The sequence below is a fragment of the Pseudomonas mosselii genome (assembly GCF_003205295.1).
Lineage (GTDB): Bacteria > Pseudomonadota > Gammaproteobacteria > Pseudomonadales > Pseudomonadaceae > Aquipseudomonas > Aquipseudomonas mosselii_B.
Genome location: NZ_QJRP01000049.1, coordinates 1 through 23,548, shown reverse-complemented (window position 1 = coordinate 23,548; position 23,548 = coordinate 1). Strand labels below are relative to the sequence as shown.

27 protein-coding genes and 3 tRNA genes are annotated in these 23,548 nt (G+C 65.2%); 18 read left to right on the top strand and 12 right to left on the bottom strand.

The genetic code is table 11. The features are described from left to right. Window positions 1-25 precede the first annotated feature (25 nt). From ribF to ispH, 5 genes are read left to right on the top strand one after another with little or no spacing between them, the layout of a single operon-like run. Window positions 26-976, top strand: a complete 951-nt coding sequence (gene ribF, locus DMX06_RS24630) for a bifunctional riboflavin kinase/FAD synthetase (protein WP_110739766.1) — start codon at window positions 26-28, stop codon at window positions 974-976. After that, window positions 973-3,804 (top strand): isoleucine--tRNA ligase, encoded by a 2,832-nt coding sequence (ileS, locus tag DMX06_RS24625; protein ID WP_110739765.1) that lies wholly within the window; start codon window positions 973-975, stop codon window positions 3,802-3,804. The genes ribF and ileS overlap by 4 nt, the downstream gene beginning before the upstream one ends. After that, window positions 3,797-4,312 carry a signal peptidase II gene (gene lspA / locus DMX06_RS24620; protein WP_110739764.1) on the top strand — a complete coding sequence of 172 codons (516 nt, stop codon included), beginning with the start codon at window positions 3,797-3,799 and terminating at the stop codon, window positions 4,310-4,312. Before ileS ends, lspA begins: the two co-directional genes overlap by 8 nt. Further along, window positions 4,305-4,742 carry an FKBP-type peptidyl-prolyl cis-trans isomerase gene (locus tag DMX06_RS24615; protein WP_023629753.1) on the top strand — a complete coding sequence of 146 codons (438 nt, stop codon included), beginning with the start codon at window positions 4,305-4,307 and terminating at the stop codon, window positions 4,740-4,742. The genes lspA and DMX06_RS24615 overlap by 8 nt, the downstream gene beginning before the upstream one ends. 14 nt (window positions 4,743-4,756) lie before the next feature. Continuing rightward, window positions 4,757-5,704, top strand: a complete 948-nt coding sequence (gene ispH, locus DMX06_RS24610) for a 4-hydroxy-3-methylbut-2-enyl diphosphate reductase (RefSeq protein WP_110739763.1) — start codon at window positions 4,757-4,759, stop codon at window positions 5,702-5,704. Window position 5,705: 1 nt separating this feature from the next. Here the strand turns inward: ispH and DMX06_RS24605 are convergent, their stop codons facing one another. Beyond that, a complete protein-coding gene (locus DMX06_RS24605) occupies window positions 5,706-6,155 on the bottom strand; it encodes a GspH/FimT family protein (RefSeq protein ID WP_110739762.1) in 450 nt (149 codons plus the stop codon). A 136-nt stretch (window positions 6,156-6,291) separates the two neighbouring features. Between DMX06_RS24605 and pilV the strand changes: the two genes are divergently transcribed. From pilV to thiO, 5 genes are read left to right on the top strand one after another with little or no spacing between them, the layout of a single operon-like run. Next, complete coding sequence (gene pilV / locus DMX06_RS24600) at window positions 6,292-6,651, top strand: type IV pilus modification protein PilV (RefSeq protein ID WP_110739761.1); 360 nt, start codon at window positions 6,292-6,294, stop codon at window positions 6,649-6,651. Continuing rightward, on the top strand, window positions 6,648-7,295 hold the full coding sequence (locus tag DMX06_RS24595; RefSeq protein ID WP_110739760.1) for a PilW family protein: 648 nt from the start codon (window positions 6,648-6,650) through the stop codon (window positions 7,293-7,295). The genes pilV and DMX06_RS24595 overlap by 4 nt, the downstream gene beginning before the upstream one ends. After that, window positions 7,292-7,762 (top strand): hypothetical protein, encoded by a 471-nt coding sequence (locus tag DMX06_RS24590; RefSeq protein WP_110739759.1) that lies wholly within the window; start codon window positions 7,292-7,294, stop codon window positions 7,760-7,762. Before DMX06_RS24595 ends, DMX06_RS24590 begins: the two co-directional genes overlap by 4 nt. Before the next feature lies 1 nt (window position 7,763). After that, complete coding sequence (locus tag DMX06_RS24585; RefSeq protein ID WP_110739758.1) at window positions 7,764-8,156, top strand: type IV pilin protein; 393 nt, start codon at window positions 7,764-7,766, stop codon at window positions 8,154-8,156. A gap of 53 nt (window positions 8,157-8,209) precedes the next feature. Then, window positions 8,210-9,307: a glycine oxidase ThiO gene (gene thiO / locus DMX06_RS24580; RefSeq protein WP_110739757.1), complete on the top strand. Its 1,098-nt coding sequence runs from the start codon at window positions 8,210-8,212 to the stop codon at window positions 9,305-9,307. 222 nt (window positions 9,308-9,529) lie between these two features. Here thiO and DMX06_RS24575 read toward each other — a convergent pair whose 3' ends face one another. Then, window positions 9,530-9,760 carry a PP0621 family protein gene (locus DMX06_RS24575; RefSeq protein WP_028689896.1) on the bottom strand — a complete coding sequence of 77 codons (231 nt, stop codon included), beginning with the start codon at window positions 9,758-9,760 and terminating at the stop codon, window positions 9,530-9,532. Between the two features lie 94 nt (window positions 9,761-9,854). Continuing rightward, a complete protein-coding gene (locus tag DMX06_RS24570; RefSeq protein ID WP_110739756.1) occupies window positions 9,855-10,874 on the bottom strand; it encodes an outer membrane protein assembly factor BamD in 1,020 nt (339 codons plus the stop codon). A gap of 149 nt (window positions 10,875-11,023) precedes the next feature. Here DMX06_RS24570 and rluD point away from each other — a divergent pair, with 149 nt between their 5' ends. From rluD to DMX06_RS24535, 7 genes are all read left to right on the top strand, one after another. Next, complete coding sequence (gene rluD / locus DMX06_RS24565; RefSeq protein WP_028689894.1) at window positions 11,024-11,986, top strand: 23S rRNA pseudouridine(1911/1915/1917) synthase RluD; 963 nt, start codon at window positions 11,024-11,026, stop codon at window positions 11,984-11,986. Further along, window positions 11,983-12,723, top strand: a complete 741-nt coding sequence (pgeF, locus tag DMX06_RS24560) for a peptidoglycan editing factor PgeF (RefSeq protein ID WP_110739755.1) — start codon at window positions 11,983-11,985, stop codon at window positions 12,721-12,723. The genes rluD and pgeF overlap by 4 nt, the downstream gene beginning before the upstream one ends. 248 nt (window positions 12,724-12,971) lie before the next feature. Next, window positions 12,972-15,536: an ATP-dependent chaperone ClpB gene (gene clpB, locus DMX06_RS24555; RefSeq protein ID WP_110739754.1), complete on the top strand. Its 2,565-nt coding sequence runs from the start codon at window positions 12,972-12,974 to the stop codon at window positions 15,534-15,536. 471 nt (window positions 15,537-16,007) lie between these two features. Next, window positions 16,008-16,083, top strand: a tRNA-Asn gene (locus DMX06_RS24550). A 4-nt stretch (window positions 16,084-16,087) separates the two neighbouring features. Next, a tRNA-Pro gene (locus DMX06_RS24545) sits at window positions 16,088-16,164 on the top strand. A 6-nt stretch (window positions 16,165-16,170) separates the two neighbouring features. Continuing rightward, window positions 16,171-16,246 (top strand) — tRNA-Lys (locus DMX06_RS24540). Between the two features lie 59 nt (window positions 16,247-16,305). Further along, window positions 16,306-16,842: a dihydrofolate reductase family protein gene (locus tag DMX06_RS24535; RefSeq protein ID WP_110739753.1), complete on the top strand. Its 537-nt coding sequence runs from the start codon at window positions 16,306-16,308 to the stop codon at window positions 16,840-16,842. Between the two features lie 124 nt (window positions 16,843-16,966). Here DMX06_RS24535 and DMX06_RS24530 read toward each other — a convergent pair whose 3' ends face one another. From DMX06_RS24530 to DMX06_RS24515, 4 genes are all read right to left on the bottom strand, one after another. Continuing rightward, window positions 16,967-18,262, bottom strand: coding sequence for an NAD(P)/FAD-dependent oxidoreductase (locus DMX06_RS24530; protein ID WP_110739752.1), 1,296 nt, complete (start codon window positions 18,260-18,262; stop codon window positions 16,967-16,969). Window positions 18,263-18,346: 84 nt separating this feature from the next. Then, window positions 18,347-18,520 carry a DUF3094 family protein gene (locus tag DMX06_RS24525; RefSeq protein ID WP_050703672.1) on the bottom strand — a complete coding sequence of 58 codons (174 nt, stop codon included), beginning with the start codon at window positions 18,518-18,520 and terminating at the stop codon, window positions 18,347-18,349. Window positions 18,521-18,652: 132 nt separating this feature from the next. Further along, window positions 18,653-19,282: a DUF1780 domain-containing protein gene (locus tag DMX06_RS24520; protein ID WP_110739751.1), complete on the bottom strand. Its 630-nt coding sequence runs from the start codon at window positions 19,280-19,282 to the stop codon at window positions 18,653-18,655. A gap of 55 nt (window positions 19,283-19,337) precedes the next feature. Continuing rightward, window positions 19,338-19,769, bottom strand: a complete 432-nt coding sequence (locus tag DMX06_RS24515) for a hypothetical protein (protein ID WP_110739750.1) — start codon at window positions 19,767-19,769, stop codon at window positions 19,338-19,340. Between the two features lie 86 nt (window positions 19,770-19,855). Here DMX06_RS24515 and DMX06_RS24510 point away from each other — a divergent pair, with 86 nt between their 5' ends. Beyond that, the gene (locus DMX06_RS24510; RefSeq protein WP_110739749.1) at window positions 19,856-20,563 is read left to right on the top strand and encodes an energy-coupling factor ABC transporter permease; all 708 of its coding nucleotides are present in this window, start codon (window positions 19,856-19,858) and stop codon (window positions 20,561-20,563) included. 249 nt (window positions 20,564-20,812) lie between these two features. On the opposite strand, the gene DMX06_RS26205 is transcribed toward DMX06_RS24510, so the two are convergent. The 5 genes from DMX06_RS26205 to DMX06_RS24485 all read right to left on the bottom strand — a co-directional run. After that, window positions 20,813-21,061 (bottom strand): hypothetical protein, encoded by a 249-nt coding sequence (locus DMX06_RS26205; RefSeq protein WP_146232238.1) that lies wholly within the window; start codon window positions 21,059-21,061, stop codon window positions 20,813-20,815. A 211-nt stretch (window positions 21,062-21,272) separates the two neighbouring features. Then, window positions 21,273-21,473, bottom strand: a complete 201-nt coding sequence (yacG, locus tag DMX06_RS24500) for a DNA gyrase inhibitor YacG (RefSeq protein WP_011535705.1) — start codon at window positions 21,471-21,473, stop codon at window positions 21,273-21,275. Next, a complete protein-coding gene (coaE, locus tag DMX06_RS24495) occupies window positions 21,470-22,093 on the bottom strand; it encodes a dephospho-CoA kinase (RefSeq protein WP_110739747.1) in 624 nt (207 codons plus the stop codon). The genes yacG and coaE overlap by 4 nt, the downstream gene beginning before the upstream one ends. Beyond that, window positions 22,093-22,959, bottom strand: coding sequence for a prepilin peptidase (locus DMX06_RS24490; protein WP_110739746.1), 867 nt, complete (start codon window positions 22,957-22,959; stop codon window positions 22,093-22,095). The genes coaE and DMX06_RS24490 overlap by 1 nt, the downstream gene beginning before the upstream one ends. Window positions 22,960-22,961: 2 nt before the next feature. Continuing rightward, window positions 22,962-23,548: type II secretion system F family protein (locus DMX06_RS24485; RefSeq protein ID WP_181427894.1), on the bottom strand; the 587-nt coding region annotated here is incomplete at its 5' end.

Genomic DNA, 23,548 nt, shown 5'->3' with positions numbered 1-23,548 from the left:
CCACTTTATGAGCAAGAAGCGCGTTATGCAGCTGGTTCGAGGTCTTCACAACCTGCGCCCCGAGCACCGGGGCTGTGTCGCCACCATTGGCAACTTCGACGGGGTCCACCGGGGTCACCAGGCGATCCTCGCGCGCCTGCGCGAACGTGGCCAGGAACTGGGGCTGCCCACCTGCGTGGTGATCTTCGAGCCGCAGCCGCGCGAATATTTCGCCCCGCAGAGCGCCCCGGCGCGCCTGGCCCGCCTGCGCGACAAGGTCGAGCTGCTGGCCGGCGAGGGCATCGACCGGGTGCTGTGCCTGTCGTTCAACCAGCGCCTGAGCCAGCTCAGCGCCGAGCAGTTCGTCAAGGCGGTACTGGTCGATGGCCTGGGTGTGCGCCACCTCGAGGTGGGCGACGACTTCCGCTTCGGCTGCGACCGCGCCGGCGACTTCGTCTTCCTCACCGAGGCCGGCAAACGCCACGGGTTCACCGTCGAGGCGGCCAACACCGTGGTTCAGGACGGCCTGCGGGTCAGCAGCACCGAGGTGCGCACGGCCCTGGCCGACGGCAACTTCGAGCTGGCCGAGCACCTGCTGGGCCGGCCTTACCGTATTACCGGGCGCGTGCTGCATGGCCAGAAGTTGGCCCGCCAGCTCGGCACCCCCACCGCCAACATCCAGCTCAAGCGCCGTCGCGTGCCGCTGTCCGGGGTCTACCTGGCCAGCATCGAGATCGACGGCAAGGCCTGGCCGGGTGTCGGCAACATCGGAGTGCGCCCCACCGTCGCCGGTGACGGGCGCCCTCACCTGGAGATTCATCTCCTGGACTACGCCGGCGACCTGTATGGCCGGCGCCTGACGGTGGAATTCCACCACAAGCTGCGTGAAGAGCAGCGATTCGCCTCCCTGGAGGCGCTGAAGTCGGCGATCGACGCGGACATCGCCGCCGCACGTGCCCACTGGCACGCTCAACCGCTAACGAAGAGCCTGAAATGACCGACTACAAAGCCACGCTTAACCTTCCGGACACCGCCTTCCCCATGAAGGCCGGCCTGCCTCAGCGCGAACCGCAGATCCTGCAGCGCTGGGACAGTATTGGCCTGTACGGTAAGTTGCGCGAGATTGGCAAGGACCGTCCGAAGTTCGTCCTGCACGACGGCCCGCCCTATGCCAACGGCAAGATCCACATCGGTCATGCGCTGAACAAGATTCTCAAGGACATGATTGTCCGCTCCAAGACCCTGTCCGGCTTCGACGCGCCGTACGTGCCGGGCTGGGACTGCCACGGTCTGCCGATCGAGCACAAGGTCGAGGTCACCCACGGCAAGCACCTGACCGCCGACCGTACCCGCGAACTGTGCCGCGAGTACGCCGCCGAGCAGATCGAAGGGCAGAAGACCGAGTTCATCCGCCTGGGCGTGCTGGGTGACTGGGACAACCCGTACAAGACCATGAACTTCGCCAACGAGGCCGGTGAAATCCGCGCCCTGGCCGAGATGGTCAAGCAAGGCTTCGTGTTCAAGGGCCTCAAGCCCGTGAACTGGTGCTTCGATTGCGGCTCGGCCCTGGCTGAAGCCGAGGTCGAGTACGCCGACAAGAAATCCCAGACCATCGACGTCGCCTTCCCGGTGGCCGATGCCGACAAGCTGGCCGCCGCCTTCGGCCTGGGCGCGCTGGCCAAGCCCGCCGCCATCGTGATCTGGACCACCACCCCGTGGACCATCCCGGCCAACCAGGCGCTGAACATCCACCCGGACTTCAAGTACGCCCTGGTCGATACCGGCGAGCGCCTGCTGGTGCTGGCCGAAGAGCTGGTCGAGTCGTGCCTGAAGCGTTATGCGCTGGAAGGCTCGGTCATCGCCACCGCCCCGGGCTCGGCCCTGGAGCTGATCAACTTCCGCCACCCGTTCTACGACCGCCTGTCGCCGATCTACCTGGCCGACTACGTCGAACTGGGCGCCGGTACCGGCGTCGTGCATTCCTCGCCGGCCTACGGTGAAGACGACTTCGTCACCTGCAAGCGCTACGGCATGGTCAACGACGACATCCTCACTCCGGTGCAGAGCAACGGCGTGTACGTCGAGTCGCTGCCGTTCTTCGGCGGCCAGTTCATCTGGAAGGCCAACCCGGCCATCGTCGACAAGCTCAGCGAAGTCGGCGCGCTGATGCACACCGAGACCATCAGCCACAGCTACATGCACTGCTGGCGCCACAAGACCCCGCTGATCTACCGCGCCACCGCGCAGTGGTTCGTCGGCATGGACAAGCAGCCGACCACCGGCGAGCCGCTGCGCGAGCGTGCGCTCAAGGCCATCGAAGAGACCAAGTTCGTTCCGGCCTGGGGCCAGGCGCGCCTGCACTCGATGATCGCCAACCGTCCGGACTGGTGCATCTCGCGTCAGCGCAACTGGGGCGTGCCGATCCCGTTCTTCCTCGACAAGCAGACCGGCGAGCTGCACCCGCGCACCGTCGAACTGATGGAAGAAGTTGCCAAGCGCGTCGAGCAGGAAGGCATCGAGGCCTGGTTCAAGCTGGACGCCGCCGAGCTGCTCGGTGACGAGGCCGGCCAGTACGACAAGATCACCGACACCCTCGACGTGTGGTTCGACTCCGGCACCACCCACTGGCACGTGCTGCGCGGCTCCCACGACATCGGCCACGCCACCGGCCCGCGCGCCGACCTGTACCTGGAAGGTTCCGACCAGCACCGTGGCTGGTTCCACTCATCCTTGCTGACCGGTTGCGCCATCGACGGCCACGCGCCGTATCGCGAGCTGCTGACGCACGGCTTCACCGTGGACGAGAACGGCCGCAAGATGTCCAAGTCGCTGGGCAACACCATCGAGCCGCAGAAGGTCAACGACACCCTGGGCGCCGACATCATGCGCCTGTGGGTCTCGGCTACCGACTACTCCGGCGAGATGGCGGTTTCCGATCAGATCCTGCAGCGTAGCGCCGACGCCTACCGCCGCATCCGCAACACCGCGCGCTTCCTGCTCTCCAACCTGTCCGGCTTCGACCCGGCCCGCGACCTGCTGCCGGCCGAAGACATGCTGGCCCTGGACCGCTGGGCGGTCGACCGCACCCTGCTGCTGCAGCGCGAGCTGGAAGAGCACTATGGCGAGTACCGTTTCTGGAACGTCTACTCGAAGATCCACAACTTCTGCGTGCAGGAGCTGGGCGGCTTCTACCTCGACATCATCAAGGACCGCCAGTACACCACTGGCGCCAACAGTGTCGCCCGCCGCTCCTGCCAGACCGCGCTGTTCCACATCTCCGAGGCACTGGTGCGCTGGATCGCGCCGATCCTGGCGTTCACCGCGGACGAGCTGTGGCAGTACCTGCCGGGCGAGCGTAACGAGTCGGTGATGCTCAACACCTGGTACGAAGGCCTGAGCGAACTGCCGGAAGGTTTCGAGCTGGGTCGCGAGTACTGGGAACGCATCATGGCCGCCAAGACTGCGGTCAACAAGGAACTGGAGAACCAGCGCGCGGCCAAGGCCATCGGTGGCAACCTGCAGGCCGAAGTCACCCTGTTCGCCGACGACGCCCTGAGCGCCGACTTGAACAAGCTGGGCGACGAGTTGCGCTTCGTGCTGATCACTTCGGCCGCCAGTGTCGTGCCGTTCGTCCAGGCACCCGCCGACGCAGTGACAACCGAAGTTGAAGGCCTCAAGCTGAAAGTCGTCAAGTCCGGCCATGCCAAGTGCGGCCGCTGCTGGCACTTCCGCGCCGACGTCGGCAGCCACCCGGAGCATCCGGAGATCTGCAGCCGTTGCGTCGACAACCTGAGCGGCTCCGGCGAGGTGCGCCACTATGCCTAATGCTCCTGCGGGGCGCTTCGGGCGCCTTGCCTGGCTCTGGCTGAGCCTGGTGGTCCTGGTCCTCGACCAGGCCACCAAGCTGTACTTCGACGGCGCGTTGACCATGTACCAGCAGATCGTGGTCATCCCCGACTACTTCAGCTGGACCCTGGCCTACAACACCGGCGCCGCGTTCAGCTTCCTGGCCGACAGCTCCGGCTGGCAGCGCTGGCTGTTCGCGTTGATCGCCGTGGTGGTCAGCGCGGTGCTGGTGGTCTGGCTCAAGCGCCTGGGGCGCAACGAGACCTGGTTGGCCGTGGCCCTGGCCCTGGTGCTGGGTGGCGCGCTGGGCAACCTGTACGACCGCGTCGTGCTGGGCCATGTGGTCGACTTCATCCTGGTGCACTGGCAGAACCGCTACTACTTCCCGGCCTTCAACCTGGCCGACAGCGCGATCACCGTGGGCGCGGTGATGCTGGCGCTGGACATGTTCAAGAGCAAGAAGTCCGAGGAAGCCGTCCATGACTGAGACCCGCATCGGCCAGAACACCGAAGTCACCCTGCACTTCGCGCTGCACCTGGAAAACGGCGACACCGTCGATAGCACCTTCGACAAGGCCCCGGCCACGTTCAAGGTCGGCGACGGCAACCTGCTGCCGGGCTTCGAGAACGCCCTGTTCGGCTTCAAGGCCGGTGACCAGCGCAAGCTGAGCATCGCCCCGGAGAACGCCTTCGGCCAGCACAACCCGCAGAACGTGCAGGTGATGCCGCGCTCGCAGTTCGAAGGCATGGAGCTGTCCGAAGGACTGCTGGTGATCTTCAACGACGCCGCCAACACCGAGCTTCCGGGCGTGGTCAAGGCGTTCGACGACAACCAGGTGACCATCGATTTCAACCATCCACTGGCTGGCAAGACCCTGAACTTCGAGGTGCAGATCCTCGACGTGAAGGCCGTGTGAGCCTGGAGCCGAGCATGCAAATCAAACTCGCCAACCCGCGCGGCTTCTGCGCGGGGGTCGACCGGGCGATCGAGATCGTCAACCGCGCCCTGGAAGTCTTCGGCCCGCCGATCTACGTGCGCCACGAGGTGGTGCACAACAAGTTCGTGGTCGAGGACCTGCGCAACCGTGGCGCGATCTTCGTCGAAGAGCTGGACCAGGTGCCGGACGACGTCATCGTCATCTTCAGCGCCCACGGCGTTTCCCAGGCCGTGCGCCAGGAAGCCGCCGGCCGTGGCCTGAAGGTGTTCGACGCCACCTGCCCGCTGGTGACCAAGGTGCATATCGAGGTCGCCAAGTACAGCCGCGACGGCCGGGAGACCATCCTTATCGGCCACGAGGGGCACCCGGAAGTCGAAGGCACCATGGGCCAGTACGATGCCAGCAACGGCGGCGCCATCTACCTCGTCGAGGACGAGGACGATGTCGCCAAGCTGCAGGTGCGCAACCCCGACCACCTGGCCTTCGTCACCCAGACCACCCTGTCGATGGACGACACCAGCCGGGTGATCGACGCCCTGCGCGAACGCTTCCCGAACATCGGCGGCCCGCGCAAGGACGACATCTGCTACGCCACGCAGAACCGCCAGGATGCCGTCAAGCAGCTGGCCGACGAGTGCGACGTGGTGTTGGTGGTCGGCAGCCCCAACAGCTCCAACTCCAACCGCCTGCGCGAGCTGGCCGAGCGCATGAGCACCCCGGCCTACCTGATCGATGGCGCCGAGGACCTGCAACGCAGCTGGTTCGACGGGGCCGAGCGCATCGGTATCACCGCCGGGGCCTCGGCCCCCGAGGTGCTGGTGCGTGGCGTGATCGACCAGCTCAAGGCCTGGGGCGCGACCGGCGCCGAAGAGCTCGACGGGCGCGAGGAGAACATCACCTTCTCCATGCCCAAGGAACTGCGGGTTCGCTCGCTGATCTGAGTCAGCCCCGTGCACAGCGGCGGCCCTCGTCGCTGCGCAGGCTGACCCTGCCACTGGGGCTGAGCACCACCTGATGACGGCTGTCGAGGGTGGTGCGCGGGCAGATGTCCAGCGTGGCGCCGACGAAGCCCACCCCCAGCGGCGCCCCCCGGGCGCTGAACCTCACGACCCGGTCCGAGGTCGTGGCAATCCTCAGTGGCTTGCCCAGGCGATGTTCCTGCAACAGTTCGCCATCGTGTTCCAGTATTACCCGCCAGCCCTTGCCCCAATCTTCCTCAAGCGGCCTGACCAGCACGGCCTGGTGCCTTAGCGCCGCCTGGTTGCGGGCACCGCGCAGGGCCAGCGCCAGCTCCCTGGCCGCGGCGCTGAGGTACAGCTCTTCGCTGAACTTGCCGTAGGCCGACAGACCCTGGTGTGTCAGAAGGCTCAGCACGCCCAGTGCGAACATCATTTGTATCAGTGTTACGCCTTGTTGCCCCACGCGGCATTCCTCCCTGGACGTGCTTCTCTGTAGCTTCCAGGACGCCCGGCAAGGGCGCCAGTCGGCCGGTTCGTGTTGTGGGCGAGGAAAGATCCCAGGAGGGGCAATGGGCGCGAGGGAAAAGGGCATGACACTGCTGGAGGTGCTGTTGGCCGTCACGGTGCTGGCGTTGGGGTTGTTCGCATCGGCGGCCTTGCAGTTGCGCGGGCTGCAGGCCGTCGAGGGGGCGCGACGGGAAGCGCAGGCGTTGCAGCTGGCCCAGGGCATGTTGGAGCGCGTCAGGGCTGCCGGGGCGCTCGAGGCTGGCGAGGAAGCGGCCTGGCAGTCGCGGCTGACCCAGGTGCTCGGTGGTGCGGCGCAAGGGCGCATGAGCCTGGCCGGGGGCGTGCTGGTGCTGGACGTCGATTGGCCGGGCATGGGAGAGGGGCGGCAGTCGCTGAGCGTGCAGGGCAGGGTGCTGCCATGAGGCGTCGGCAGGTGGGTTTCGGCCTTGTCGAGGCACTGCTGGCCCTGGCACTGGGCCTGATGCTGCTGGTGGCGGCCGGCCAGGTGTTCGTCTCGGCGCATCAGGCCTGGCAACTGCAGGGCGCGGCGGCACGCCTGCAGGATGACGCGCGCCTGGCCTTGCAGCGAATGGCCGAGGATATCCGCCAGGCGGGGATGTTCGGTTGCCTGCGCCTTGAAACCGAGGACTTCGCCGATCCTGGCGCGGCCCAGGCTTTCGCCTCGCCCATCGCGATCACCGGCGACAGCCTGACCCTGGTCGGCGCCGAGTTGCCCGGGTTGCTCGGCACACCGGACTGGACCGTGCTCAGCGACTGTCGCAGTTGGGCGCGGGTGCAGCCCGGGCAGCACGCCGGGGACGGCGAGTTGCTGGCGCTGCCGGTGCGCCGGGTGACCTACCGGGTGCGCAACGGCAGCCTGATGCTCACCAGCAATGCGCAGCATGCCAGCCTCATCGACCAGGTGCGGGCGCTGGAGGTCCGCCGTGTCGAGGCGGGAGAGGGCGAGCGGCTGGATATCCGCCTGACCTTGCATGACCGGCAGCACGGGCTCGAGCAGCACCATTCTCTGAGCGTGGCCCTGCGCAATCCGGGAGCTAGGTCGTGACGGGGCAGCGTGGCATCGTGCTGTTGCTGGCGCTGGTCTTGAGCCTGCTGTTCGGCCTGCTGGCAACCCTGGCCCTGCGCGAGGCGCTTTTGCAGCAACGTCAGGCAGGCGATCAGTTGGCCGGCGCACGGGCCTTCGAGCAGGCGGAGGCGGCCTTGATCGAGGGCGCAGAACTGCTTGCAGGCAGCATGCCGCCCCGATGCCAGGCCTGTCCGCCACCCAGTCCACCTGATACGCAGCCTTCTCCACCCTGGCTGGCGACCTACAGTGGCTTCGTTCACCTGCAAACCCTGGGAGACAGCCTGCGTGTCGCGGGTCAGCCCGTCGGGGACAGGCTGACGCTGGTCCGGGTGACGGCGGTGGGCCTCCAAACCCGTGGGCGGCAACTGCTTGAGGCGGTCTATGCCATCGACGATGACGGTGCAGTGAAGCGGATCAGCTGGCGCCAGCGCCTGGGGGAGGGCTGAGATGCAGCGAGGCCTTGGTCTGATCGAATTATTGATTGTCGTGGCGCTGATCGGCATGCTGGCAGCCATTGCCTACCCCAGCTACAGCGACCAGCTGCGGCGCGCCGCGCGAAGTGAAGCGGTCGGCCTGCTGCAGGACGCGGCATTGCGCCTGGAGCAGCACCGCGCACGCGTGGGCGGTTACGCCGACAACGAGCAGCTGAGCACCGTGTTGCCCGCAGGCACACGCTACTACCGCCTGCAGGCCTGGCGCGACACTGACCGGTTCAGCCTGCACGCCAGCCGTGTGCCCGAGGCCTTCATGGCGGATGACCGCTGCGGCGACTTCCTGCTCGACCAGGCGGGCGTGCGCGATAACACGGGCGCGGGCGACCAGGCGTGCTGGGGGAGCTGAAGATCATGAGGTGCCCAGGCACCGTGGAATTACTTCAGGTGTTGGATCGAACCATGAGCAAGCAAGTAGTGATTGTCGGCGGCGGTGTCATCGGCCTGCTGACCGCGTTCAACCTGGCGGCGGATGTCGACCGGGTGGTGGTGTGCGACCAGGGCGAGGTGGGTCGGGAGTCGTCCTGGGCCGGTGGCGGGATCGTCTCGCCGCTGTACCCGTGGCGCTACAGCCCGGCGGTGACCGCCCTGGCGCACTGGTCGCAGGATTTTTATCCACAGCTGGGCGAGCGCCTGTTCGCCAGCACCGGGGTCGACCCCGAGGTGCATACCACCGGGCTCTACTGGCTGGACCTGGAAGACGAAGCCGAGGCCCTGGCCTGGGCGGCGCGTGAGCATCGCCCGCTCAGCGCGGTGGATATCTCGGCGGCCTACGACGCCGTGCCGGTGCTCGGTCCGGGTTACCGCCATGCCATCTACATGGCGGGCGTGGCCAACGTGCGTAACCCGCGGCTGGTGAAGTCGCTGAAGGCCGCGCTGCAGGCACTGCCGAACGTGACCCTGCGCGAGCATTGCCAGATCACCGGTTTTGTCCATGAAGGTGGCCGCGTTACCGGTGTGCAGACCGAGGACGGTGTGATCGCCGCCGACGATGTGGTGCTCAGCGCCGGAGCCTGGAGCGGTGACCTGCTGCAGACCCTCGGGCTGGCGCTGCCGGTGGAACCGGTGAAGGGGCAGATGATCCTGTTCAAGTGCGCCGAGGACTTTTTGCCGAGCATGGTCCTGGCCAAGGGGCGCTATGCGATCCCGCGCCGCGACGGGCATATCCTGGTGGGCAGTACGCTGGAGCATGCCGGCTATGACAAGACCCCGACCGGGGATGCGTTGGAGAGCCTGAAGGCCTCTGCGGTGGAGTTGCTGCCGGCGCTGGGGGATGCCGAGGTGGTGGGGCATTGGGCTGGCTTGCGCCCTGGGTCGCCGGAAGGTATCCCGTATATCGGCAAGGTGCCGGGGCATGAGGGGCTATGGCTGAACTGCGGGCATTACCGCAACGGCCTGGTGCTGGCGCCGGCGTCGTGCCAGCTGTTCGGCGATCTGTTGTTGGGGCGCGAGCCGATCATCGATCCGTCGCCGTATGCGCCTGAGGGGCGTCTGGGCTGAGCACGGGCCTTGAGCCATGCATCATTCTTGTAGGAGATCGCCCAGCGCTTTGGGCTGCGCTGTCGCGCAGGGAACTGTCCCCCTGTGGGAGCGGCCTTGCGTCGCGAAAGGGCCGCAAAGCGGCCCCGGCGATCTTTGCGTCAACGCTGAAATCCTGGGGCTGCTACGCAGCCCTTTCGCGACACAAGGCCGCTCCCACAGGGATCGTGTAAGGCGCGTCGGTCAGCGTTGCTGGCCTGGCCCCTGTTCCAGATGCTGCTGGCTGCAATACCACTCCTGGCCCCGCGACAACGCCCGGTCATTGGGCAGGTGCACGCCGCAATGGGCGCAGCGCACCATCTTCAGCGGGTCCTGCAGGCGCGGCTCGGCAGGTGATTGCTGACTGGTCTTGAACTTGCGCCACAGCCAGAACGCGGCGGCGATCAGGGCGATCCAGAAGAGTAGGCGAACCATGGTGTCCAGCTTGTCGAGAAAAGAAGCCGACAGTCTAGGACGCAGGCATGAAAAAAGGGAGGCCTCGGGCCTCCCTTTCTTTGCGTGCGTGGTATCAGTCGAACAGACCGAAGGTCATGTAGCTGAACCAGGAACGGTCCTTCTCGGCTTCCTTCGGACCTTCCGGCAGGATCGGGTCGCCGTTCTCGTCCTTGGGCAGCAGCTCTTGCGGCATTTCCGAGCGGGCATCCTGGAACTGCTTGACCACGTCCTGGTTGGCGCGGGTCTCGCCCGGTGGCAGCGGCGCCTGGGTGTCGATCAGGCCCAGGGTGGCCTTGGACAGCCACGAGCGGTTGCCGTTTTCATCCACCTTGGTGACGAACTGGCCATCGACCAGGCTCGGGTGGTCCGGGTAGTTGAGCTTGAGGGTCTCGAGGCTGGTGGCTGCCAGTTCGTCCAGGTGCATGCGCTGGTACGACTCGACCATCACCGCCAGGCCATCGCCCACCGACGGGGTTTCCTGGAAGTTCTCCACCACGTAGCGGCCACGGTTGGCGGCGGCCACGTAGGCCTCGCGGCTCAGGTAGTAGTTGGCCACGTGGATCTCGTAGGAGGCCAGCAGGTTGCGCAGGTAGATCATGCGCTGCTTGGCGTCCGGGGCGTAGCGGCTGTTGGGGAAGCGGCTGGTCAGCTGGGCGAACTCGTTGTACGAGTCGCGGGCGGCGCCCGGGTCGCGCTTGGTCATGTCCAGCGGCAGGAAGCGCGCCAGCAGGCCACGGTCCTGGTCAAACGAGGTCAGGCCCTTGAGGTAATAGGCGTAGTCGACGTTCGGGTGCTGCGGGTGCAGGCGGATGAAGCGCTCGGCAGCGGACTTGGCGGCCTCGGGCTCGGAGTTTTTATAGTTGGCGTAGATCAGCTCGAGCTGCGCCTGGTCGGCGTAGCGGCCGAACGGGTAGCGCGATTCCAGGGCCTTGAGCTTGTTCACGGCGCTGGTATAGCTGGAGTTGTCCAGGTCGGCCTGCGCCTGCTGGTACAGCTCGGCCTCGCTGAGGTTCTCGTCAATGACTTCCTTGTTCGAGGAACAGGCAGCGGTGAGCCCGAGGATGGCGATCAGCAGCAGGTGTTTCACTTGCATGGCGGCTTGCGTCCCTTTGACGGCCGCTGTCTTGGGCGGTGCCGTCCTGTTATGATGAGCGCCCCCGGCCAAACCCCGGGGCAAAAGAAGCCGTATTTAACCACAAGCGCGCAGCCGAAACCAAAGGCTGAACGCCCGTCGATTCGAGCATGTCCGAGATCATTCAACTTAGCGCAGAGGTCCCGTCCGAACTGGGCGGCCAACGCCTCGACCAGGTCGCCGCCCAATTGTTCGCCGAGTACTCGCGTTCGCGCCTGTCCTCGTGGATCAAAGATGGCCGCCTGACCGTCGATGGCGCGGTGCTGCGACCGCGCGACACCGTCCACACCGGCTCCATCCTGGCCCTTGAAGCCGAACAGGAGGCCCAGGGCGAATGGGTGGCTCAGGACATCGAGCTGGACATCGTCTACGAGGACGACCAGATCCTGGTGATCAACAAGCCCGCCGGGCTGGTGGTCCACCCGGCGGCCGGTCATCCCGACGGTACCCTGCTCAACGCCCTGCTGCACCATGTGCCGGACATCGTCAACGTACCGCGTGCCGGCATCGTGCACCGCCTGGACAAGGACACCACCGGCCTGATGGTGGTGGCCAAGACCCTGCAGGCGCAGACCAACCTCGTCGACCAGCTGCAGAAGCGCTCGGTCAGCCGTATCTACGAGTGCATCGTGGTTGGCGTGGTGATCGCCGGCGGCAAGATCGACGCGCCGATCGGCCGTCACGGCGGCGAGCGCCAGCGCATGGCGGTGACCGAGGGCGGCAAGCCGGCCGTCAGCCACTACCGCGTGCTCAAGCGCTTCCGTTCGCACACCCATGTGCGAGTCAAGCTGGAAACCGGCCGCACCCACCAGATCCGTGTGCACATGGCCCATGTCGGTTATCCGCTGGTCGGCGACCAGACCTACGGTGCACGCTTCCGCATCCCGCCGGCCGCCAGCGTGGCCATGGTCGAGGCGGTCAAGCACTTCCCGCGTCAGGCACTGCACGCACGCTTCCTGGCGCTGGACCACCCGACCACGGGTGAGCGCATGGAATGGAAGTCGGAGCTGCCGGACGACTTCCAGTGGCTGCTGTCGCTGCTCGACCAGGACCGCGAGAGCTTCATCGGATGAGTGGCCTGGCGCAGTCGCTGATCCTCCCCGACTGGCCGGCCCCGGCCTCGGTTCGCGCCTGCGTCACCACCCGCGAGGGCGGCGTCAGCCTGCCGCCCTATGAATCCTTCAATCTTGGCGACCATGTGGGCGATGACCCGCAGGCGGTCGCCGAGAACCGTCGTCGCCTGAGCGATGAATTCGCCATCCAGCCCGCCTGGCTCAAGCAGGTGCATGGGCTGGTGGTGGCCGACGCCAATCCCGCCGTGGTCGCCGAAGCCGATGCCAGCTGGACCGACCAGCCGGGCATCGCTTGCACCGTGATGACCGCCGATTGCCTGCCCGCGCTGTTCTGTGACCGCGCCGGTACCCGTGTGGCAGCTGCCCATGCCGGCTGGCGCGGGCTGGCCGGTGGCGTGCTGGAGGCCACCCTCGACCGCCTGGCGCTGGCGCCTGAAGAGGTGCTGGTGTGGCTGGGCCCGGCCATTGGGCCGCAGGCGTTCGAGGTGGGTATGGAAGTGCGCGATGCCTTTACCGCCGTGCATCCCGAGACGGCCTCGGCGTTTGTCGAGGGTGAGCGCCCGGGTAAGCTGATGGCCGATATCTACCAGCTGGCGCGGATCCGCCTGGCGGCGCGTGGCGTTACCGCCGTTTATGGTGGGGGCTTCTGCACGGTCAGCGATCCACGCTTCTTCTCCTATCGTCGCACCCCGCAGGGTGGGCGCTTTGCTTCGTTGGTCTGGTTGCAGCCGCGTTAACCTGTACCGGCCCCTTCGCGGGTAAACCCGCTCCCACAGGGGCTGGGGTGTGCTGAAGGGCTGTGGAGATCCTGTGGGAGCGGGTTTACCCGCGAAGAACCCAGCGCCGAACCTTCAGGCTGACTCTTGTCAACCCCGCTACGCTTGAATCTTCCAGAATCACCCTTATCTATTGGTCATCTCAGGCAGGTTCTTCATTACAGGTGCTGTCCATCGCTCCGCCTGCCCTTTAAAGGAAGGTATCCCCCATGCGAATAGACCGACTGACCAGCAAGCTGCAACTCGCGTTATCCGACTCCCAATCCCTGGCCGTGGGCATGGACCACCCGGCCATCGAGCCCCTGCACCTGCTGCAGGCGCTGATCGACCAGCAGGGCGGCTCGATCAAGCCGCTGCTGATGCAGGTCGGCTTCGACATCAACAGCCTGCGCAAGGCGTTGACCAAGGAGCTCGACCAGCTGCCGAAAATCCAGAACCCCACGGGCGATGTGAACATGTCCCAGGACCTGGCGCGCCTGCTCAACCAGGCCGACCGCCTGGCCCAGCAGAAGGGCGACCAGTTCATCTCCAGCGAACTGGTGCTGCTTGCCGCCATGGACGAGAACAGCAAGGTCGGCAAGCTGCTGCTCGGCCAGGGCGTGAGCAAGAAAGCCCTGGAGAACGCCATCAACAACCTGCGCGGCGGCGCGGCGGTGAACGACGCCAACGCCGAGGAATCGCGCCAGGCCCTGGACAAGTACACCGTCGACCTCACCAAGCGCGCCGAAGAAGGCAAGCTGGACCCGGTGATCGGCCGTGACGACGAGATCCGCCGCACCATCCAGGTGCTGCAACGCCGCACCAAGAACAACCCGGTGCTGATCGGCGAGCCCGGCGTGGGCAAGACCGCCATCGCCGAGGGCCTGGCCCAGCGCATCATCAACGGCGAGGTGCCCGACGGCCTGAAAGGCAAGCGCCTGCTGGCCCTGGACATGGGCGCGCTGATCGCTGGCGCCAAGTACCGCGGCGAGTTCGAAGAACGCCTCAAGGGCCTGCTCAACGAACTGAGCAAGCAGGAAGGCCAGATCATCCTGTTCATCGACGAACTGCACACCATGGTCGGCGCCGGCAAGGGCGAGGGCGCCATGGACGCCGGCAACATGCTCAAGCCGGCCCTGGCCCGTGGCGAGCTGCACTGCGTCGGCGCCACCACGCTCAACGAATACCGCCAGTTCATCGAGAAGGACGCCGCCCTCGAGCGTCGGTTCCAGAAGGTGCTGGTCGAGGAGCCGAGCGAGGAAGACACCATCGCCATTCTGCGCGGCCTGAAAGAGCGCTATGAGGTGCACCACAAGGTGGCCATCACCGACGGCGCGATCATCGCCGCGGCCAAGCTCAGCCACCGCTACATCACCGACCGCCAGCTGCCGGACAAGGCCATCGACCTGATCGACGAAGCGGCCAGCCGTATCCGCATGGAGATCGACTCCAAGCCGGAAGTGCTCGACCGCCTCGACCGTCGCCTGATCCAGCTGAAGGTGGAATCCCAGGCGCTGAAGAAAGAAGAGGACGAAGCGGCGAAGAAACGCCTGGAGAAACTGACCGAGGAAATCGACCGCCTGGAGCGCGAGTATGCCGACCTCGAAGAGATCTGGGCCTCGGAAAAAGCCGAGGTACAGGGCTCGGCGCAGATCCAGCAGAAGATCGAGCAGGCGCGCCAGGAGCTGGAAGCCGCCCGCCGCAAGGGCGACCTCAGCCGCATGGCCGAGCTGCAGTACGGGGTGATCCCGGACCTGGAGCGCAGCCTGCAGATGGTCGACCAGCACGGCAAGACCGAGAACCAGCTGCTGCGCAACAAGGTCACCGAGGAAGAGATCGCCGAAGTGGTCTCCAAGTGGACCGGCATCCCAGTGGCCAAGATGCTCGAAGGCGAGCGCGAGAAGCTGCTGAAGATGGAAAGCCTGCTGCATGAGCGGGTGATCGGCCAGGACGAGGCGGTGACCGCCGTGGCCAACGCCGTGCGCCGTTCCCGTGCCGGGCTGTCCGACCCGAACCGCCCCAGCGGCTCGTTCCTGTTCCTTGGGCCCACCGGCGTGGGCAAGACCGAACTGTGCAAGGCACTGGCCGAGTTCCTGTTCGACACCGAAGAGGCCATGGTGCGCATCGACATGTCCGAGTTCATGGAGAAACACTCCGTGGCTCGCCTGATCGGCGCTCCACCAGGCTATGTGGGTTATGAAGAGGGCGGCTACCTGACCGAGGCCGTGCGTCGCAAACCGTACTCGGTGGTGCTGCTCGACGAGGTGGAGAAGGCCCACCCGGATGTGTTCAACGTGTTGCTGCAGGTGCTGGAAGACGGCCGCCTGACCGACAGCCACGGCCGCACCGTGGACTTCCGCAACACGGTGATCGTGATGACCTCCAACCTGGGCTCGGCGCAGATCCAGGAACTGGCCGGTGACCGCGAGGCGCAGCGTGCGGCGGTGATGGACGCGGTGGGTTCGCACTTCCGTCCGGAGTTCATCAACCGTATCGACGAAGTGGTGGTGTTCGAGCCCTTGGGCCGTGAGCAGATCGCCGGCATCACCGAGATCCAGCTTGGTCGCCTGCGCGGTCGCCTGGCCGAGCGCGAGTTGAGCCTGAGCCTGAGCCCGGAGGCGTTGGACAAGCTGATCGCCGTCGGTTACGACCCGGTGTATGGCGCACGGCCGCTCAAGCGTGCGATCCAGCGCTGGATCGAGAACCCGCTGGCGCAGCTGATCCTGTCTGGCGAGTTCCTGCCGGGTGCGGCGATCACCGCGAAGGTGCAGGGCGAGGAAATCGTCTTCGCCTGATCATTAGCAGCCATGGACGAGCCCCGCACATGCGGGGCTCTTTTTTATGTGTTTGCCTGTGCTGGCCTCTTCGCGGGCAAGCCCGCTCCCACAGGGATCTCACAAGCTTTGATCGTGGTGCGGTACCTGTGGGAGCGGGTTTACCCGCGAAGAGGCCAGCACAGGCCCAGAAAAACCGGGCCTTTTCGGGCTTTCCAGATAACTTGCTGAAATTTTTGAAAAAAATGCTTGCACAAAAATCAGAGTGCCCCTAATATTCGCCCCGCTGTCAGGCACTGAGCGAATCACCAGCAACATCGGAGATCGCAAAACAACTTACAAATCAGTAAGTTGAACGAAAAAAAGTGGTTGACAAGCAAAACGAAGAATGTAGAATAGCCGACCTCAGCAGCGACAACGCGAAAGCGAAGCAGCTAAAGAGTTCGAAGCTAACACAGGCTTCGAAGCAGTAAAGATGTACCGAAGTTCAGTTCCGCGATAGCTCAGTCGGTAGAGCAAATGACTGTTAATCATTGGGTCCCTGGTTCGAGTCCAGGTCGCGGAGCCAATCTCGGGGTGTAGCGCAGTCCGGTAGCGCGCCTGCTTTGGGAGCAGGATGTCAGGAGTTCGAATCCCCTCACCCCGACCATTTTCCGGGTCGTTAGCTCAGTTGGTAGAGCAGTTGGCTTTTAACCAATTGGTCGTAGGTTCGAATCCTACACGACCCACCATGTAAAAAGGGCATCTCGAATGAGATGCCCTTTTTCTTTTGCCCGCAGGAGCGCCGTGCATGTCCCTCAGAGCCCGTGTTTTCATCGCCACCAGCCTGGATGGCTACATCGCCCGTGAAGACGGCGGCCTCGATTGGCTGATGGGCGCCACCCAATCCACCGACGACCATGGCTACGCCGGGTTCATGGCGGGCGTCGATACGCTGGTGATGGGGCGCGGGACCTTCGACAAGGTCATGACCTTTGGTGAGTGGCCATATGCCGATACGCGGGTTGTGGTGGTCAGCGCCAGCCTCGAGGCCTTGCCCAAGGGCGCGCCGGCGCAGGTCGAACTGCATCCAGGGCCGATCCCGGCATTGCTCGAGCACCTGCAGGCCACGGGCGCGAAAAGCCTGTACCTGGATGGCGGCAAGCTGATTCAGGGGTTTTTGCGCGAGGGGCTGGTGGACGAGATGACCATCACCCGCATTCCCGTGCTGCTGGGGCAGGGGATTCCGTTGTTTGGCGGGTTGGCGAAGGATGTGCTGTTGCAGCACATGAAGACGACCAGCTACGAGAGTGGGTTTGTGCAGAGCACGTATCGCGTGGTCAGGTGAATCGCTGGGGCCGCTTTGCGGCCCTATCGCGACACAAGGCCGCTCCCACAGGGAGATACGCTTGCCTGTGGGAGCGGCCTTGTGTCGCGAAAGGGCTGCGCAGCAGCCCCAGGATCTCAAAGCCTCAGTGCAACTTCAGCCGCGGCTCGGTCCCACGCCCAATCTTGCTGCCCAGCATCATCATCGCCGTGCGGAAGAACCCATACAACGCCATCTGGTGCATCCGGTACAGCGACACATAGAACATCCGCGCCAGCCAGCCCTCCAGCTTCACGCTGCCCATCAGGTTACCCATCAGGTTGCCCACCGCCGAGAAGCGCGACAGCGACACCAGCGAGCCGTAGTCCTTGTACTCGTAGGTCGGCAGCGCCTTGTTCTCCAGGCGCGCCTTCAGGCTCTTGGCCAGCAGCGAAGCCTGCTGGTGCGCGGCCTGGGCCCGTGGCGGCACGTTGCGGTCGCTGCCCGGCTGCGGGCAGGCGGCGCAGTCGCCGAAGGCGAAGATATTGTCGTCGCGGGTGGTCTGCAGGGTCGGGCGCACCACCAGCTGGTTGATGCGGTTGGTTTCCAGGCCGTCGATGTCCTTGAGGAAGCCCGGCGCGCGAATGCCCGCCGCCCACACCTTCAGGCTGGCCTGGATCACTTCGCCGGCCGCCGTCTTCAGGCCATCCTCGGTCACTTCGCTGACCGCGGCGTTGGTCATCACCGTCACGCCGAGTTTTTCCAGGGTCTTGTGCACCGGCACGCTGATGCGCTCCGGCAGCGCCGGCAGCACCCGCGGGCCGGCCTCGATAAGGGTGATGTGCATGTCTTTCGGCTGGATCTTGTCCAGGCCGTAGGCCGCCAGCTCATGGGCGGCGTTGTGCAGCTCGGCCGCCAGCTCCACGCCGGTGGCGCCGGCACCGACGATGGCCACGCTGATCTTCTCGCTGGCCACATCGCCCGCGTGGGCACGCAGGTAATGGTTGAGCAGCTGCTGGTGGAAGCGCTCGGCCTGCTTGCGGCTGTCGAGGAACAGGCAGTGCTGCGCCGCGCCCAGGGTGCCGAAGTCGTTGGTGTTGCTGCCCACGGCGATCACCAGGCTGTCGTAGCCGATGGTGCGCGCAGGCAACAGCTCACGGCCCTCGTCGTCGAGGGTCGCGGCCAGCTGGATCAGTTTGCTTTCACGGTCCAGGCCGCTCATGCGGCCCATCTGGAAGTTGAAGTGGTTCCACTTGGCCTGGGCCACGTAGTTCAGTTCGTCTTCCGAGGAGTTCAGCGAACCGGCCGCTACTTCGTGCAGCAGGGGCTTCCAGATGTGCGTCAGGTTGGCATCAACCAGGGTGATCTCGGCCTGTTTGCGCTTGCCCAGGCTTTTACCCAGGCGGGTCGCCAGTTCCAGGCCGCCGGCGCCGCCGCCGACAATCACGATGCGATGAGTCATGGGGATATCTCACAAGTTTTACGGAATTCGTGGACACAAGGTCCGGCCGCATCCGGCACGAGGGGCGGGCGAGCGCAAGGCAGCTCATAGCACCAGTCCACTCAGCAGGCGGCTCAACAGGCCCAGACCGATGGTCACGGCCACCACCAGCAACAGGAGCAGCAACGGCCGGAAGGGCCTGCGCTCGACTTGATGCTGGGGGGCGCTCAGATACTCATCGACGCGACGCTGATCTTCGGGATTCAGGCGGCTGGTCATGGTGGGCCTCGTCAGATAGACGTTTGTGACTGCGTGTACGCCACAGCGTTCACGCAAACGCATGGGTCGAATGATAATGCTTTCTATCCCTGGCGCCGAGTGTACGTGATCGCAAAGACACCCGGCACTGGATCAAAGACTGATGCCTACGTCGAACACGATGCTGCGCCCCAGGTTGCCGCGCAGGAAATCCGGCGCGTCGGGGTGGGCGAACAGCACCCGGGCGAAGGTCGGCCCCACCAGCGACAGCGACCGCCAGCCCTGGCGCAGGTATTCGGTGGGCGGCGGGAAATGGCTGTTGAGGTCGAGCACTTCGCGCTTGAGGCTGGAGAAGGCGATGATGTCCAGCTCGCCCAGGTCCAGCCCGCGTTCGCGGTAGTTGTGCGATTTCTTGCGTAGCGTGGGCGCCAGGCGCGCCAGCAGTTCCTGGGCGCTGATCCGCCGGGGCCGCTGCTCGCGGCGCACCAGCTGGGCCAGGGAAAACGCGCTGCGCCGCCGTTGCAGCTCCTCGCGCCATTCATCGTTGAGCCGCCGGCCCTCGTCGAGCACGAAGAACACCTCGAACGCCGCGTCGCGGAACAGTACGTCCGGCGGCTCCTGCCCGGCCGGGGTGAAGTCCTCGCTGCGGTAGGGAATGTTCAGCCCTTGCAGCAGGCGCTGGCAGACCCAACGCTCGCGTTCCCATTTGCGGGCATTGGACAGGAACGCATTGGCTTGTTCGGCCTGGATGGTAAGCAGGCGCAGGTAGTCTGAGTCATCCATGGGGACAAGCTTAGTCGCTAATTGATGACGGTAAGATGCTGTTTGTGCGTGGGAATCAGCCCAGCACCAGCCATTGCTGCACGACCCCGAACAGGTGCAGCAGCCCGCCGCCCACACAAATGGCCGAACTAACCGCGATGAAACGCCGGCTGCGCCCGGTACCGGCCAGCAACAGCGGCCCGAGCAGGCCACGGGCCAGGTACACCAGGGTAATGAGGCAGATGATTGGCATCAGCAAAGGCAGTGGCGCGATCACACCGGCCGCCGACAGCGCGTAGGCGGCCCAGACCAGCAGTACCGATGCGATCACCAGGGTGACCAGGGCAGGGTAGGCACGCCCTTGTTCGGCGGCCCGGGCCATGCGCTCGCCTGCGCCGAACAGACGGTACCAGCGCGGGCCCACGGCGATGACCATCAGGTGCAGTACCCCCGCGATGGCGCTGAACAGCGCGCCCAGCAGCAAGGGTAGGTTGATGCCTTCGGTCATCGGGGATGCGTCCTGCAGCGAAAGGAGGTGTCAGCCTATAGCAACCGGACGAAAGGGAGAATGGGTGTAGACTCAGGCTTGTCCACATGGCCGACAGGGATATTGTTCAGGTGATCAGCGCACAGGTCTTGTCCAGCACCAGCCTCACCCTTGGCTGGCTCGGTTACGTACCCCTGCTGGTCTGGGCTGCCAGCCGGACGCGCTGGGTGGAGTTGTTCGCTGACACCCGTCGCCAGCACCTGCTGTTTGGCACGGTGTTCTGCTTGTTCGTGCTGTGGCTGGTGCGGCGGGATTTCGATACCGGGGTGTCGTACCACTTCATCGGCATGACCGCCGTCACCCTGTTGCTGGACTGGCCGCTGGCAGTGCTCGGCGGCTTTCTTGCCCAGCTTGGCCTGTTGCTGCTCGGCCGCCAGGACCTTGCCGCGATAGGCGTCAACGGCCTGCTGATCGTCGGCTTGCCGGTGCTGGTCACCGAGGTGTGCGCGATCCTGGTCGAGCGCGCCCAGCCGCGTAACCTGTTCGTGTATATCTTCTGTTGCGGGTTCTTCCCCGCCGCACTGACCGTGCTGGTGTGCCTGGCGGCTGGGCTGGGGGTGTTGTGGATGGACGAGCGTTTTGCCATGCCCGAGTGGCTGAGCGACTTTGTTGGCTACCTGTGGCTGATGATGTTCCCCGAGGCGTTCATCAATGGCACGGTGATCAGTGCCTTGGTGGTGTTCTGCCCCGAGTGGTTGGAAACGTTCAACCGCAGCCGATATTTGCAGGCGCCCTGGAAGGATGAAGAGCGCTGACATGAATCCATGTCCGGGTCCTGTGGGAGCGGGTTCACCCGCGAAGCAGGCGACTCGGTGCATGGCACCGGCTTTGCCGGTGTTCGCGGGTAAACCCGCTCCCACAGGTCCCTGCTAATTCAATGAATGATGGGTGGGCCCACATGGCCGCCCATTCGCGACCGCGGCACCCCACGGTCATGTAGAGGTGACGCAATTCCCTGTGGGAGCGGGTTCACCCGCGATTGAGTGACCTCGGCCTGTCGTTTCTCAATCCGAATCATCGCGAAAATAGCGTGAGCGTTTGAACAGCAAGCGCTGGCCGACCAGCATGAACAATATCCCCCACAGGCCGCCATCGAGCTGCAGCACTTGCCGTTCACCCAATTGGGAGCAAGTGGTGATGCCGACCACCATGAAGATGATGTACACAGCCCTTCGCAACCCTTTAGGGCGGCACAGCCAGTCGAGCAGTACGCCTGCCGCCAATCCGTAAGCGATGAAATACAGTTCTGGCATGTTGGCGTCCTGCTCGGATGACCAGCAGCAAGGGAGAATGGCTGGTGCATCGAACGATGCCAATGGATAGGGCGAGCGCCTATTCAGCGCGGTCTGATTAACAGGTAAGAAATGTCTGAGGCTTGAACGCCGGCCTCCCAGTTAATGGACGACCGGCGTGGGAGCGGGCTTGCCCCGCGATTGCGGTGGTGCTCACACCACCAAGCCCAGCTTAGTGCCGCGGCTCCAGATCCCCCGAATACAACTCATCCTCGGACTCTTCCGCCCCCGCGATCTTATGCTCCTCGGCCGCCCAGGCCCCCAGGTCGATCAGCTTGCAGCGGTCCGAGCAGAACGGCCGGAACGGGCTCTTCTCCCCCCATTCCACGGGCGCCCCACAGGTCGGGCAATCAACGGTCATCGGCTGGCTCATGGCTGGCCTCCTCGCAAAGTCAGGTAAAAGTGGTGCAGGCGGTCGATCTCGTCGTGCAGCGATTGCAGGTCACGATCATTGACCACCACGTCATCGGCATGGCGCAGGCGCTCTTCCCGGGCCAATTGGGCCTTGAGAATCGCCTGCACCTGCTCAGGATTGGTGTTGTCCCGCTGCAGGGTGCGCTGCACCTGCAACTCGGTCGGCGCATCGATCACCAATATGCGCTGGGTCTTGCTGAACTGCCCCGACTCGATCAACAGCGGCGACACATACACCGCATAGGGCGTCTCGGCCTTGGCCAGGTAGCTGAAGATCTCCTGGCCGATCAGCGGGTGCAGCAGCTGCTCCAGCCATTGCCGTTGCGCAGGGTCAGCGAAGATCTGCTGGCGCAGGGCGCCACGGTCGAGCTGGCCGTCCTCCAGCAGCACGCCGGGGCCGAAGCGTTCGACGATACGGGCCAGGGCAGGGCGCCCCGGCTCGACAACCCAGCGCGCGGCCTGGTCGGCATCGACCAGGTGCACGCCCAACTCGACGAAACGCTCGGCGGCGGCGCTCTTGCCGCTGCCGATGCCGCCGGTCAGGCCGAGAATCCAGGGGGTGAAAGGCGCTGTGCTCATCAGGTTCCAAGCAGTTGCAGGTAAGAAGCGACTATTTCATCACCCCAGAGCACGGCGATCCACCCCGCAATGGCCAGATAAGGCCCGAAAGGCAGCGCAGCGCCCATTTGCGTGCGCTTCAGACGCACCAGCGTCAGCCCGATCAGCGCCCCAACCAGGGAGGCCAGCATCAAGGTCAGCGGCAAAATCTGCCAACCACCCCAGGCGCCGAGCATGGCCAGCAGCTTGAAGTCGCCAAAGCCCATGCCCTCCTTGCCGGTCACCAGCTTGAACACCCAGTACACCGTCCACAGGCTCAGGTAACCCGCCACCGCGCCCCACACCGCATCGGCCAGCGGCACCAGCAACCCGAAGGCGTTGACCACCAGCCCCAGCCACAACAGCGGCAGCACCAGCACATCCGGCAGCAACTGGTGCTCGGCATCGATCAGGCTCAAGCCGATCAGCCCCCAGGTCAGCAGCATCACCGCCAGCGCTTCCACGCCCGGCCCGAAATGCCACGCCACCAGCAGCGACAGCAGGGCAGTGACCAACTCCACCAGTGGATAACGCGCACTGATCCGGGCTTTGCACCCCGAGCAACGCCCGCGCAAGGCCAGGTAACTCAACACCGGAATGTTTTCCCACGCCCGGATCGGGCGCTGGCAATGCGGGCAGCGTGACGCCGGTAAACACAGGTCGAAGCGCTCGTGCTCGGCCTGCGGCAGCCCCAGCACCTCCTGCGCCTCCCGCTGCCACTGGCGCTCGAGCATCAGCGGCAGCCGGTACACAAGCACATTGAGAAAACTGCCCACCAGCAACCCCAGCACCGCGGCCAGGGCATAAAAGAACGGCGGATGATCGACGATTACGGCCCAGGCATTCATGTTCAGATCAGGCTACCCAACTGGAAGATCGGCAAGTACATTGCCACGACAAGGCCCCCCACCAGCAGCCCGAGGATCAGCACGATGGCCGGCTCCAGCAGCGTGGTCAACTGCTCCAGCGCCTGGCTCACCTGCTCTTCGTAATGTAGCGCGGCCTTGTCCAGCATGGTGTCGAGGGTGCCGCTGGCCTCGCCGACCGCCACCAGCTGGCGCAGCAGTGGCGGGAACAGCCCGTCCGCCTCCATCGCCTGTTGCAGGCTTGCCCCATTGGCCACGCCCTGGCGCAACGCCAGGATCGCCCGCTCATGCAGGCAGTTGCCACTGACCGGCGCCACCGTTGCCAGCGCATCCAGCAACGCCACGCCCGCTGTATAAGAGGTCGCCAGACTGCGCGCAAACCGCGCCAACGCCGCCTGCCCGAGCAAGGTGCCGACCACCGGCACCCGCAGCCCCCAGCGCACCATCCACAGCCGCGCCGGCAGATGCCGCCGATAAACCTCCCGCCCGCCAACCCCCAACACAGTTATCAACAACAGCAGCCACCCCACGTGATTGCCCAGCCCTGTGGATAAATCGATCACCCATTGCG

Excerpts from the sequence above, each read along its gene's own strand:
- ribF (WP_110739766.1), top strand. The coding sequence starts at position 26 with ATGCAGCTGGTTCGAGGTCTTCACAACCTGCGCCCCGAGCACCGGGGC.
- ileS (WP_110739765.1), top strand. The coding sequence starts at position 973 with ATGACCGACTACAAAGCCACGCTTAACCTTCCGGACACCGCCTTCCCC.
- lspA (WP_110739764.1), top strand. The coding sequence starts at position 3,797 with ATGCCTAATGCTCCTGCGGGGCGCTTCGGGCGCCTTGCCTGGCTCTGG.
- DMX06_RS24615 (WP_023629753.1), top strand. The coding sequence starts at position 4,305 with ATGACTGAGACCCGCATCGGCCAGAACACCGAAGTCACCCTGCACTTC.
- ispH (WP_110739763.1), top strand. The coding sequence starts at position 4,757 with ATGCAAATCAAACTCGCCAACCCGCGCGGCTTCTGCGCGGGGGTCGAC.
- DMX06_RS24605 (WP_110739762.1), bottom strand. The coding sequence starts at position 6,155 with ATGATGTTCGCACTGGGCGTGCTGAGCCTTCTGACACACCAGGGTCTG.
- pilV (WP_110739761.1), top strand. The coding sequence starts at position 6,292 with ATGGGCGCGAGGGAAAAGGGCATGACACTGCTGGAGGTGCTGTTGGCC.
- DMX06_RS24595 (WP_110739760.1), top strand. The coding sequence starts at position 6,648 with ATGAGGCGTCGGCAGGTGGGTTTCGGCCTTGTCGAGGCACTGCTGGCC.
- DMX06_RS24585 (WP_110739758.1), top strand. The coding sequence starts at position 7,764 with ATGCAGCGAGGCCTTGGTCTGATCGAATTATTGATTGTCGTGGCGCTG.
- thiO (WP_110739757.1), top strand. The coding sequence starts at position 8,210 with ATGAGCAAGCAAGTAGTGATTGTCGGCGGCGGTGTCATCGGCCTGCTG.
- DMX06_RS24575 (WP_028689896.1), bottom strand. The coding sequence starts at position 9,760 with ATGGTTCGCCTACTCTTCTGGATCGCCCTGATCGCCGCCGCGTTCTGG.
- DMX06_RS24570 (WP_110739756.1), bottom strand. The coding sequence starts at position 10,874 with ATGCAAGTGAAACACCTGCTGCTGATCGCCATCCTCGGGCTCACCGCT.
- rluD (WP_028689894.1), top strand. The coding sequence starts at position 11,024 with ATGTCCGAGATCATTCAACTTAGCGCAGAGGTCCCGTCCGAACTGGGC.
- pgeF (WP_110739755.1), top strand. The coding sequence starts at position 11,983 with ATGAGTGGCCTGGCGCAGTCGCTGATCCTCCCCGACTGGCCGGCCCCG.
- clpB (WP_110739754.1), top strand. The coding sequence starts at position 12,972 with ATGCGAATAGACCGACTGACCAGCAAGCTGCAACTCGCGTTATCCGAC.
- DMX06_RS24535 (WP_110739753.1), top strand. The coding sequence starts at position 16,306 with ATGTCCCTCAGAGCCCGTGTTTTCATCGCCACCAGCCTGGATGGCTAC.
- DMX06_RS24530 (WP_110739752.1), bottom strand. The coding sequence starts at position 18,262 with ATGACTCATCGCATCGTGATTGTCGGCGGCGGCGCCGGCGGCCTGGAA.
- DMX06_RS24525 (WP_050703672.1), bottom strand. The coding sequence starts at position 18,520 with ATGACCAGCCGCCTGAATCCCGAAGATCAGCGTCGCGTCGATGAGTAT.
- DMX06_RS24520 (WP_110739751.1), bottom strand. The coding sequence starts at position 19,282 with ATGGATGACTCAGACTACCTGCGCCTGCTTACCATCCAGGCCGAACAA.
- DMX06_RS24515 (WP_110739750.1), bottom strand. The coding sequence starts at position 19,769 with ATGACCGAAGGCATCAACCTACCCTTGCTGCTGGGCGCGCTGTTCAGC.
- DMX06_RS24510 (WP_110739749.1), top strand. The coding sequence starts at position 19,856 with ATGGCCGACAGGGATATTGTTCAGGTGATCAGCGCACAGGTCTTGTCC.
- DMX06_RS26205 (WP_146232238.1), bottom strand. The coding sequence starts at position 21,061 with ATGCCAGAACTGTATTTCATCGCTTACGGATTGGCGGCAGGCGTACTG.
- yacG (WP_011535705.1), bottom strand. The coding sequence starts at position 21,473 with ATGAGCCAGCCGATGACCGTTGATTGCCCGACCTGTGGGGCGCCCGTG.
- coaE (WP_110739747.1), bottom strand. The coding sequence starts at position 22,093 with ATGAGCACAGCGCCTTTCACCCCCTGGATTCTCGGCCTGACCGGCGGC.
- DMX06_RS24490 (WP_110739746.1), bottom strand. The coding sequence starts at position 22,959 with ATGAATGCCTGGGCCGTAATCGTCGATCATCCGCCGTTCTTTTATGCC.